This window comes from Streptomyces sp. IMTB 2501, assembly GCF_001953885.1.
GTDB lineage: Bacteria > Actinomycetota > Actinomycetes > Streptomycetales > Streptomycetaceae > Streptomyces.
Genome location: NZ_MQUS01000026.1, coordinates 122,712 through 131,967, shown reverse-complemented (window position 1 = coordinate 131,967; position 9,256 = coordinate 122,712). Strand labels below are relative to the sequence as shown.

Sequence of the window (9,256 nt, the reverse complement as noted above, 5' to 3'; positions counted from 1 at the left end):
AAGATCGCCAGCTGCGTGGCGAGCATCAGCCCGATCCGCCCGCCGACGGCACGCCAGCTCTGCCGTGCCAGTCGCGGCCACAGCCACACCGTGGCGACGAACAGAACGGCGGCGACGATGATCGCCAGCAATAGCACCTTGTTGCTCGTGAGACCCATGGGCTGCTTCCTGCCTGCGCTTTCCGCCCGGCACAGCCCACGCGTAGTTGCGAGGGCTTGCCCGGGGCTTTCCTTGACCTTTGACCCGACTTTCGGCGGGGAGTGAACCTCTCTCCCCGAGACACCGTCCTAGAGGGCGCAATGTCGCCGGATGCCCGCTAGGGCCCGGGTTCAAGGTCTCTCGCAGAACTACGGGATGCGATGTCTGTCAGGATAGATGGGGAAATGTCGGGCGGGGTTCCGAGCCGATCCAGCCGGGCGCGGCGCATACTGCGCGGCCCGCGCCCCGAGGCCGTTCCCGTCCTCGTCGGCAGAGCGGTCGCCCTCGTGGGCGTTCTGGACATTGCCGCGGGTGTGTTCCCACGCTTCCGCCACAGCCGTATGCACGCGATCGCCGAGGTGCTGCCGGGCTCGTTCGGGCCCTTCGCCGCGGCGCTCTCGCTCAGTGCCGGTGTGCTGTTGTTGCTGCTCGCGCACGGGCTCAAGCGGCGCAAGCGCCGGGCCTGGCGGGCGGCGGTCGCGCTGCTGCCCGCGGGTGCGGCGGCACAGTTCGCGTATCGGCACTCTATCGTCGGCGTGCTGATCGCGGTCGCGCTGCTCGTCCCGCTGCTGCTCCATCGTGACCAGTTCGCGGCCCTGCCGGACCCGCGCAGCAGGTGGCGCGCTCTTACCAACTTCGTACTCATGAGTGCCGGATCCCTCGTCCTCGGACTCGTCATCGTCAGCGTGCACCCGCACCGGACGATCGGTGACCCGAGCCTGGCCGACCGGCTGACACACGTCGTCTACGGCCTGTTCGGCTTCGAGGGCCCGGTCGACTACCAGGGCAACACGTCCTGGACCGTCGCCTTCTCGCTCGGCGCCCTCGGCTGGATCACCGCCGTCACCACCATCTACCTGGCGTTCCGCCCCGAGCACCCGGCGGCGCGCCTCACCGAGGAGGACGAGTCCCGGCTGCGGGCCCTGCTGGAGAAGCACGGCGGCCGCGACTCTCTCGGCCACTTCGCGCTGCGCCGCGACAAGGCGGTCGTCTTCTCGCCCAGCGGCAAGGCCGCGGTCACCTACCGGGTCATCTCCGGCGTGATGCTCGCCAGCGGCGACCCGATCGGTGATGTCGAGGCCTGGCCGGGCGCCATCGAGCGCTTCATGGACGAGGCCAAGGCCCACTCCTGGACCCCGGCCGTGGTGGGCTGCTCGGAGACGGGCGGCGAGGTGTGGACCCGCGAGACCGGCCTGGACGCCCTGGAACTGGGCGACGAGGCGGTGGTGGACGTCGCGGATTTCTCGCTCGCCGGACGCGCGATGCGCAACGTGCGACAGATGGTCAAGCGCATCGAGCGGGCCGGCTACGAAACCCGAGTACGGCGCATCCGTGACCTCGGTGAGGCCGAGTTGGAGCGGATCCGCCGGGCCGCGGAGGACTGGCGCGGCACCGACACCGAGCGCGGCTTCTCCATGGCCCTCGGCCGCGTCGGCGACCCCGCCGACGGCGACTGCCTGATCGCCACCGCCCACAAGCAGGACGACGAGCCCGGCGAGTACGGCGACCTGAAGGCGGTCCTGCACTTCGTGCCCTGGGGCAGGGACGGCGTCTCACTGGACCTGATGCGCCGCGACCGCAGCGCCGACCCCGGCATGAACGAACTGCTGATCGTCGCCGCCCTGCAGGCCGCGCCGAAGTTCGGCATCGCCCGGATCTCGCTGAACTTCGCGATGTTCCGCTCCGCCCTCGCGCGCGGGGAGAAGATCGGCGCCGGTCCGGTGCTGCGTGCCTGGCGCGGGCTGCTGGTGTTCCTCTCGCGCTGGTTCCAGATCGAGTCGCTGTACAAGTTCAACGCCAAGTTCCAGCCGCGCTGGGAACCCCGGTTCATGGTCTACCGCGCCACGACCGACCTGCCCCGCATCGGCTTCGCCACCATGCAGGCGGAGGGCTTCGTCGACCTCGCGCTCCCGCTCCCGCGCTTCCTGCGTCGGCGCAGGGCGAGCGTCGAGCGCCCCTGCGCGCACTCCGTGGCGGAACGGGATGTGCGCGCGGCCTGAGCGCCGTACGGCAACCCTGAGCACCATGTGAGCGAGCGGTGCGACCGAGGACCGGCCCGGGCGGGCGTCCCACCCCCTCCAGCACGGGGTCTCCGCCCGGGCCGTCGCGCATTCCCGGGGCCCCGCTGGGCCTACGCTGAACGTATGAACAACCACAGCGGGCGCGGCCGGGTCGCCGGCCTTCCGGCATGGGACCGGTGCGCGGTCATGGGTGTGGTCAATGTGACCCCCGACTCCTTCTCCGACGGCGGCCGCTGGTTCGACACGACCGCCGCCGTGAAGCGCGCCCTGGACCTCGTGTCCGAGGGCGCCGACCTGGTCGACGTCGGCGGCGAGTCCACCCGCCCCGGGGCCACCCGCGTCGACGAGGACGAGGAACTCCGCCGGGTCGTCCCGGTCGTCCGCGGCCTCGCCTCCGAAGGCGTCGTCGTCTCCGTCGACACCATGCGCGCCTCCGTCGCCGAACAGTCCCTCGCGGCCGGTGCCGCCCTCGTCAACGACGTCAGCGGCGGCCTCGCCGACCCCGCGATGATCCCGGCGGTCGCCGCCGCGGGCGCCCCGTTCGTCGTCATGCACTGGCGCGGCTTCCTCCAGGGCGACAACGTCCAAGGCGTCTACGAGGACGTCGTCGCCGAAGTCGTGGACGAACTGCACGCGCGTGTGGAGGCCGTTCTTGCGGGCGGTATCGCCCCCGACCGCATCGTCGTCGACCCCGGCCTCGGCTTCTCCAAGGACGCCGAGCACGACCTCACCCTCCTCGCCCACCTCGACCGTCTGCGCGCCCTTGGCCACCCCCTGCTCGTGGCCGCCTCCCGCAAGCGGTTCCTCGGCCGCGTCCTCGCCGGCCCGGACGGGGCGCCCCCGCCGGCCCGGGAGCGCGACGCCGCCACGGCCGCCGTCTCCGCACTCGCGGCGCACTCCGGCGCATGGGCAGTGCGCGTGCACGAGGTCCGCGCCACCGCGGACGCGGTACGAGTCGCGCGCGCCGTGGAGGAGGCGCGTACAACAGGTTCTGCGCCGGGCACGGCAGGTGAGCGCGGGGCGCGTGATGCAGAGCACACACCGGGCACCGCGAGCGAGCGCGAGGCGCGCGGCGGCGGGCGTGTGTCTGGCGCCGACGGTGCGCACGGGGCGGAAGGACCCCGGTGAGCGCCCCTCATACCGACGTCGAACAGGTGGAGGCCGCCAACACCGCCTTCTACGAGGCGATGGAACGCGGTGACTTCGAGGAGCTGTCCTCGCTCTGGCTCACCCCCGCCGACCTGGGCGTCGACGAGGAGTACCACGACCCGGCGGACACCGGCGTGATCTCCTGCGTCCACCCCGGCTGGCCGGTGCTCACCGGCCGCGGCGAGGTCCTCAGGTCGTATGCCCTGATCATGGCCAACACCGACTACATCCAGTTCTTCCTCACCGATGTGCACGTCTCCGTGACCGGCGACACCGCGCTCGTGACCTGCACCGAGAACATCCTCAGCGGCGGCCCCGCCCCGAAGGACGGCGCGGAACTGGGACCGCTGGTCGGGCAGCTCGTCGTCGCCACGAACGTGTTCCGGCGCACGCCCTCCGGCTGGAAGCTCTGGTCGCACCACGCCTCCCCCGTCCTGGCGGAGAGTGACGACGAGGACGGCGAGAGCGGCGTCGACGGCGTGAATCCGGACGACGAGCCCCTCGCCTGAGCCGGTACACCCCGCACAGGGAGCAAGAAGTGGTTGGAATCACCTACCCCTGGGTATGAGCCGCTACCAGCCCATGACACGGCCGGGTTTTCCCGGGGAAACACGAGATGAACCCTCGTGATCCCAGCCCGGGCCCGCGCCCCGCAGCCCGGCTTTGTCAGTGCCCGCAGGTAGATTCGTCTGAAGCCGGTGTGCCGCCCGCACGCGGTACGGGCCGGTCATTCCCGACGATTGCAGGAGTGATTCGCGTGGATCGTGTCGCGCTGCGCGGCCTCAAGGCCCGCGGGCACCACGGTGTGTTCCCCAAGGAGCGCGAGGAGGGCCAGACCTTCATCGTCGACCTCGTCCTGGGGTTGGACACCCGGCCGGCCGCGGCCGACGACGACCTGGCGAAGACCGTGCACTACGGCGTCGTGGCCGAGGAGGTCGCGGCCGTGGTCGCGGGCGAGCCGGTGGACCTCATCGAGACTCTCGCCGAGCGGATCGCCCAGACCTGCCTGAAGCACGAAGGGGTCCAGGAGGTCGAGGTCTGTGTCCACAAGCCCGACGCGCCGATCACCGTCCCCTTCGATGATGTGACCGTCACCATCACCCGGAGCCGAGTATGACCCGACCTTTCCTTCAGGGTCACAGCGACCCGACCGTCCAGCCGGTGCCCGCCTCGGTCGTCGAGCAGGTCGACGCCGCCGACACGACCCTGCAGAACCCCAAATGGGCCGTGATCTCCATCGGCTCGAACCTCGGCAACCGCCTGGAGACCCTCCAGGGCGCCGTCGACGCGCTCGAGGACACCCCCGGTGTCCGTGTGAAGGCCGTCTCCCCGGTGTACGAGACAGAGCCGTGGGGCGTCGAGCCCGGCAGCCAGCCGTCGTACTTCAACGCGGTCGTGCTCCTGAAGACCACCCTGCCCCCCGCCTCCCTGCTGGAGCGGGCGCACGCCGTCGAGGAGGCCTTCAAGCGGGTCCGCGACGAGCACTGGGGCCCGCGCACCCTGGACGTCGACATCGTCGCCTACGCGGACGTCACCTCCGACGACCCGAAGCTCACCCTGCCCCACCCGCGCGCCCACCAACGCGCCTTCGTGCTCGCGCCCTGGCACGACGTGGACCCGCAGGCCCAGCTGCCCGGCCGCGGCCCCGTGGCCGAACTGCTGTCGGTCATCACCCGCACGGGTGTCGAACCCCGCGAGGACCTGGAACTCCGACTGCCCGAGTAGTCGTTAAGGTCAAGACGACAAGGTCGACACGACCGCAGTCCGGACCGGTCCGGGGGAGCTGAAGGGACACCGTGAGAGAGCTGCGCATCAGGGTGCTGGCGGGCGTGTTCGTCGTGGCCGGCATCCTGTCCTGGGCGGGCGCCCGCCTCTGGAACTCGATCGGGACCCTCCCCAGCGTCCCCCTGGCCGCACCCATCGTGCTCGCCCTGATCGCGGTGGTCCTGCTCTCGACGGCGCTCTCGCTGCGCGCCCGTTTCAAGGCCCAGCGCGAGCGCCGCCCCGGCGCGAAGGGCGTCGACCCCCTGATGGCCGCCCGCGCGGTCGTCTTCGGCCAGGCCAGCGCCCTGGTCGCCGCCCTCGTCGCCGGCATGTACGGCGGCACGGGTGTCTTCCTGCTGGAGCTGCTCGACATCCCGACCCGCCGCGACCAGGCCCTCTACGCCGGTTTCTCGGTCCTGGCAGGCATCGGCGTGATAGCGGCGGCGATCTTCCTGGAGCGGGTGTGCAGGCTCCCGGAGGACGACGACCAGAACCCCCCGGGGGCAGAGCCGGTGGCATGACCGCCGGCACCGGGCGAAGGCCTCGGCGGCGTGAGCGCCAAAGCGTCAGCGCGCCATGATGAGGCTCATCGCCTCATTCCGTGTGGCCACGTTCCGCAGCTGACCCCGGACAGCCGACGTTATGGTCTTCGCGCCCGGCTTGCGGATTCCGCGCATGGACATGCACATGTGCTCGCACTCGATGACCACGATCACGCCTCGCGGCTCCAGGATCGTCATCAGGGAGTCGGCGATCTGCGTCGTGAGACGTTCCTGCACCTGGGGGCGGCGCGCGAAGACGTCCACGAGCCGGGCCAGCTTGGACAGGCCGGTGATCTTCCCGGACGTCGACGGGATGTATCCGACGTGCGCCACTCCCCGGAACGGCACCAGATGATGCTCGCAGGTGCTGTACACCTCGATGTCCTTCACCAGGACCATCTCGTCGTGCCCCAGGTCGAATGTCGTCGTCAGGACGTCCTCGGGCTTCTGCCACAGGCCCGCGAAGATCTCCTTGTACGCCCGTGCCACCCGAGCCGGGGTCTCCCGCAGGCCTTCGCGCTCCGGGTCCTCGCCGACCGCGATCAGCAGCTCGCGTACGGCGTTCTCGGCGCGCTTCTCGTCGAACTCGCCGATGCGGCCCTCGCCGTCCAGCGTCACGGGGTCGGTCATCTGGTTCCTCGTTCCTGAGCCTTCACACGTGGCGGCAGCCACATGTTCATGTTGCGGACATGAGAACGCCGCGCCCCCAGGCTAAAACCTGGCGGACGCGGCGTTCATTCCGGGCCGGTTGGCCGAAAGCCGTCAGCTCTCCGGGCGGTCCTCCGGTGTCTGGTCCGTCACCGGGGCCGACTCCGCTGCGGTGGACTTGACCGTACTGATCGCGGCCGTCGCGCCGTTCGCACCGTTGGTCAGTGCCAGCTCCTTCGGGGAGAGCACCGGCGGGCGGGTGGACGGGGTGCGGCGCGAGGAGCCGGTCCAGGCGGGCCGCGGCGGGCGCTTGACGATCGGGGCGAAGACCTCGGCGATCTCCTCCTTGCCCAGGGTCTCCTTCTCCAGCAGATGAAGGACGAGCTGGTCGAGCACGTCACGGTTCTCGACCAGGATCTCCCAGGCCTCGTTGTGCGCGGTCTCGATGAGCTTCTTGACCTCTTCGTCGACCAGCGCGGCGACCTCTTCCGAGTAGTCGCGCTGGTGAGCCATCTCACGGCCGAGGAACGGCTCGCTGTTGTCGCCACCGAACTTGATGGCGCCCAGGCGCTCGGTCATGCCGTACTGCGTGACCATCGCGCGGGCCAGGTTGGTGGCCTTCTCGATGTCGTTCGCGGCGCCGGTGGTCGGGTCGTGGAAGACCAGTTCCTCGGCGGCGCGGCCGCCCAGCATGTAGGCCAGCTGGTCGAGCATCTCGTTGCGCGTGGTCGAGTACTTGTCCTCGTCCGGCAGGACCATCGTGTAGCCGAGGGCGCGGCCGCGGGACAGGATCGTGATCTTGTGGACCGGGTCGGAGTTCGGCGAGGCCGCCGCGACCAGGGCGTGACCGCCCTCGTGGTACGCGGTGATCTTCTTCTCCTTGTCCGACATGATCCGGGTCCGCTTCTGCGGGCCCGCGACCACACGGTCGATCGCCTCGTCCAGCGCCTTGTTGTCGATCAGCTTCTGGTCGCCTCGGGCGGTGAGCAGCGCGGCCTCGTTCAGCACGTTCGCGAGGTCGGCACCGGTCATGCCCGGGGTGCGGCGGGCGACGGCGGACAGGTCGACGTCGGGCGCGACCGGCTTGCCCTTCTGGTGAACCTTGAGGATCTCCAGACGGCCCTGCAGGTCCGGCGGGTCGACCGCGATCTGCCGGTCGAAGCGGCCCGGGCGCAGCAGCGCCGGGTCGAGGATGTCGGGCCGGTTGGTGGCGGCGATCAGGATGACGCCGCCCTTGACGTCGAAGCCGTCCATCTCGACGAGCAGCTGGTTCAGGGTCTGCTCGCGCTCGTCGTGGCCACCGCCGAGGCCGGCGCCACGGTGGCGGCCGACCGCGTCGATCTCGTCGACGAAGACGATCGCCGGGGCGTTCGCCTTGGCCTGCTCGAACAGGTCACGGACTCGGGAGGCACCGACACCGACGAACATCTCGACGAAGTCGGAACCGGAGATCGAGTAGAAGGGGACGCCCGCCTCGCCGGCGACGGCGCGCGCGAGCAGGGTCTTGCCGGTACCCGGGCGGCCGTAGAGCAGCACGCCCTTGGGGATCTTGGCGCCGACGGCCTGGAACTTGGCCGGCTCCTGCAGGAACTCCTTGATCTCGTGGAGCTCCTCGACGGCCTCGTCGCAGCCGGCGACGTCGGAGAAGGTCGTCTTCGGGGTGTCCTTGGTGATGAGCTTGGCCTTGGACTTGCCGAAGTTCATGACCCGGGAGCCGCCGCCCTGCATCTGATTCATCAGGAACAGGAAGACGACCACGATCAGGACGAAGGGCAGCAGGGAGAGCAGGACGCCGACGAACGGGTTCTGCTTGGACGGCGACACCGTGTAGCCGTCCGGGATCTGCTTGCTCTCGTACTTGGTCTGAAGATTGGTGGCGAGCTGAGTGCCCTGCTGGTCACCGATGTAGCTCGCCTGGATCTTCGAGCTGCCGTCGACCTTCTGGCCGTCCTTGAGGGTGACCTTGATGGTCTGCTCGTCGCCTGTGGTCAGCTTCGCCGACTGGACCCTGTTGTCATTGATCGCCGCGACGACCTGGCCGGTGTCCACCGTCTTGTAGCCGCCGGACGAGCCGACGACCTGCATCAACACGACCACGGCAAGGACGGCCAGCACGATCCACATGACCGGCCCACGGAAGTATCGCTTCACGTCCATCCATACGGAGCGGTGCCGCCCCGTCCCTCCTGCCATAGTGAGTTTGATAAGACAGTTCTTCTGACGGTACCCCAGCATGGATGCCCGAAGCCGCACGAAGTCGTCTTCGACGGCGGGGAAACCCGTCTCTGCATGCTTCAACGGCACGGAACCCGCCGGGGTTCCCGATCGTCCTACAAGGCTTGAGCCGAGTGGCTCAGCCGCCGTAGACGTGAGGCGCGAGCGTACCGACGAACGGCAGGTTGCGGTACTTCTCGGCGTAATCGAGGCCATAGCCGACGACGAACTCGTTCGGGATGTCGAAGCCGACCCACTCGACGTCGATGGCGACCTTGGCCGCATCGGGCTTGCGCAGCAGCGTGCACACCTTCAGGGAGGCGGGCTCGCGGGAGCCGAGGTTGTTGATCAGCCAGGACAGGGTCAGGCCGGAGTCGATGATGTCCTCGACGATCAGGACGTGCTTGCCCTTGATGTCGGTGTCGAGGTCCTTGAGGATCCGCACGACACCGGAGGACTGGGTGCCCGCGCCGTAGGAGGACACGGCCATCCAGTCCATGGTGAGAGGGGTGGACAGCGCCCGCGCGAGGTCCGCCATGACCATCACGGCGCCCTTGAGGACGCCGACGATGAGCAGGTCCTTGCCCTCGTACTCCGCGTCGATCTTCGCGGCCAGCTCGGCCAGCTTCGCGTCGATCTCTTCCTTGCTGATGAGCACCTGCTGGAGGTCGGCACCCATGTCTTTCGCGTCCACCCGCATCACTTTCGGTCGTCCCGCAC

Annotated in this window: 9 protein-coding genes and 1 pseudogene; 6 read left to right on the top strand and 4 right to left on the bottom strand. The window is 69.6% G+C overall.

Features of this window, described 5'->3' with window-relative positions; genetic code table 11:
* A pseudogene (locus AV521_RS51420) lies at positions 1–158 on the bottom strand (esterase); the annotation flags it as partial.
* Between the two features lie 225 nt (positions 159–383).
* Here AV521_RS51420 and AV521_RS34665 point away from each other — a divergent pair.
* From AV521_RS34665 to AV521_RS34640, 6 genes are all read left to right on the top strand, one after another.
* The gene (locus AV521_RS34665) at positions 384–2,198 is read left to right on the top strand and encodes a phosphatidylglycerol lysyltransferase domain-containing protein (RefSeq protein ID WP_076094195.1); all 1,815 of its coding nucleotides are present in this window, start codon (positions 384–386) and stop codon (positions 2,196–2,198) included.
* A gap of 144 nt (positions 2,199–2,342) precedes the next feature.
* Positions 2,343–3,347 carry a dihydropteroate synthase gene (gene folP, locus AV521_RS34660; RefSeq protein ID WP_079249535.1) on the top strand — a complete coding sequence of 335 codons (1,005 nt, stop codon included), beginning with the start codon at positions 2,343–2,345 and terminating at the stop codon, positions 3,345–3,347.
* Complete coding sequence (locus AV521_RS34655; protein WP_076094193.1) at positions 3,344–3,877, top strand: nuclear transport factor 2 family protein; 534 nt, start codon at positions 3,344–3,346, stop codon at positions 3,875–3,877. Before folP ends, AV521_RS34655 begins: the two co-directional genes overlap by 4 nt.
* 248 nt (positions 3,878–4,125) lie before the next feature.
* Positions 4,126–4,485 carry a dihydroneopterin aldolase gene (folB, locus tag AV521_RS34650; RefSeq protein WP_076094191.1) on the top strand — a complete coding sequence of 120 codons (360 nt, stop codon included), beginning with the start codon at positions 4,126–4,128 and terminating at the stop codon, positions 4,483–4,485.
* A complete protein-coding gene (gene folK, locus AV521_RS34645; protein ID WP_076094189.1) occupies positions 4,482–5,093 on the top strand; it encodes a 2-amino-4-hydroxy-6-hydroxymethyldihydropteridine diphosphokinase in 612 nt (203 codons plus the stop codon). The genes folB and folK overlap by 4 nt, the downstream gene beginning before the upstream one ends.
* A 71-nt stretch (positions 5,094–5,164) precedes the next feature.
* On the top strand, positions 5,165–5,653 hold the full coding sequence (locus tag AV521_RS34640) for a DUF3180 domain-containing protein (RefSeq protein ID WP_076094187.1): 489 nt from the start codon (positions 5,165–5,167) through the stop codon (positions 5,651–5,653).
* A gap of 45 nt (positions 5,654–5,698) precedes the next feature.
* Here AV521_RS34640 and folE read toward each other — a convergent pair whose 3' ends face one another.
* The 3 genes from folE to hpt form a co-directional block, all read right to left on the bottom strand.
* Entirely contained in the window at positions 5,699–6,304 is a 606-nt protein-coding gene (gene folE / locus AV521_RS34635; RefSeq protein WP_076094186.1) for a GTP cyclohydrolase I FolE, read from the bottom strand.
* A gap of 132 nt (positions 6,305–6,436) precedes the next feature.
* On the bottom strand, positions 6,437–8,479 hold the full coding sequence (ftsH, locus tag AV521_RS34630) for an ATP-dependent zinc metalloprotease FtsH (RefSeq protein ID WP_076094184.1): 2,043 nt from the start codon (positions 8,477–8,479) through the stop codon (positions 6,437–6,439).
* A gap of 196 nt (positions 8,480–8,675) precedes the next feature.
* Positions 8,676–9,236, bottom strand: a complete 561-nt coding sequence (hpt, locus tag AV521_RS34625) for a hypoxanthine phosphoribosyltransferase (RefSeq protein ID WP_023547705.1) — start codon at positions 9,234–9,236, stop codon at positions 8,676–8,678.
* Positions 9,237–9,256 lie beyond the last annotated feature (20 nt).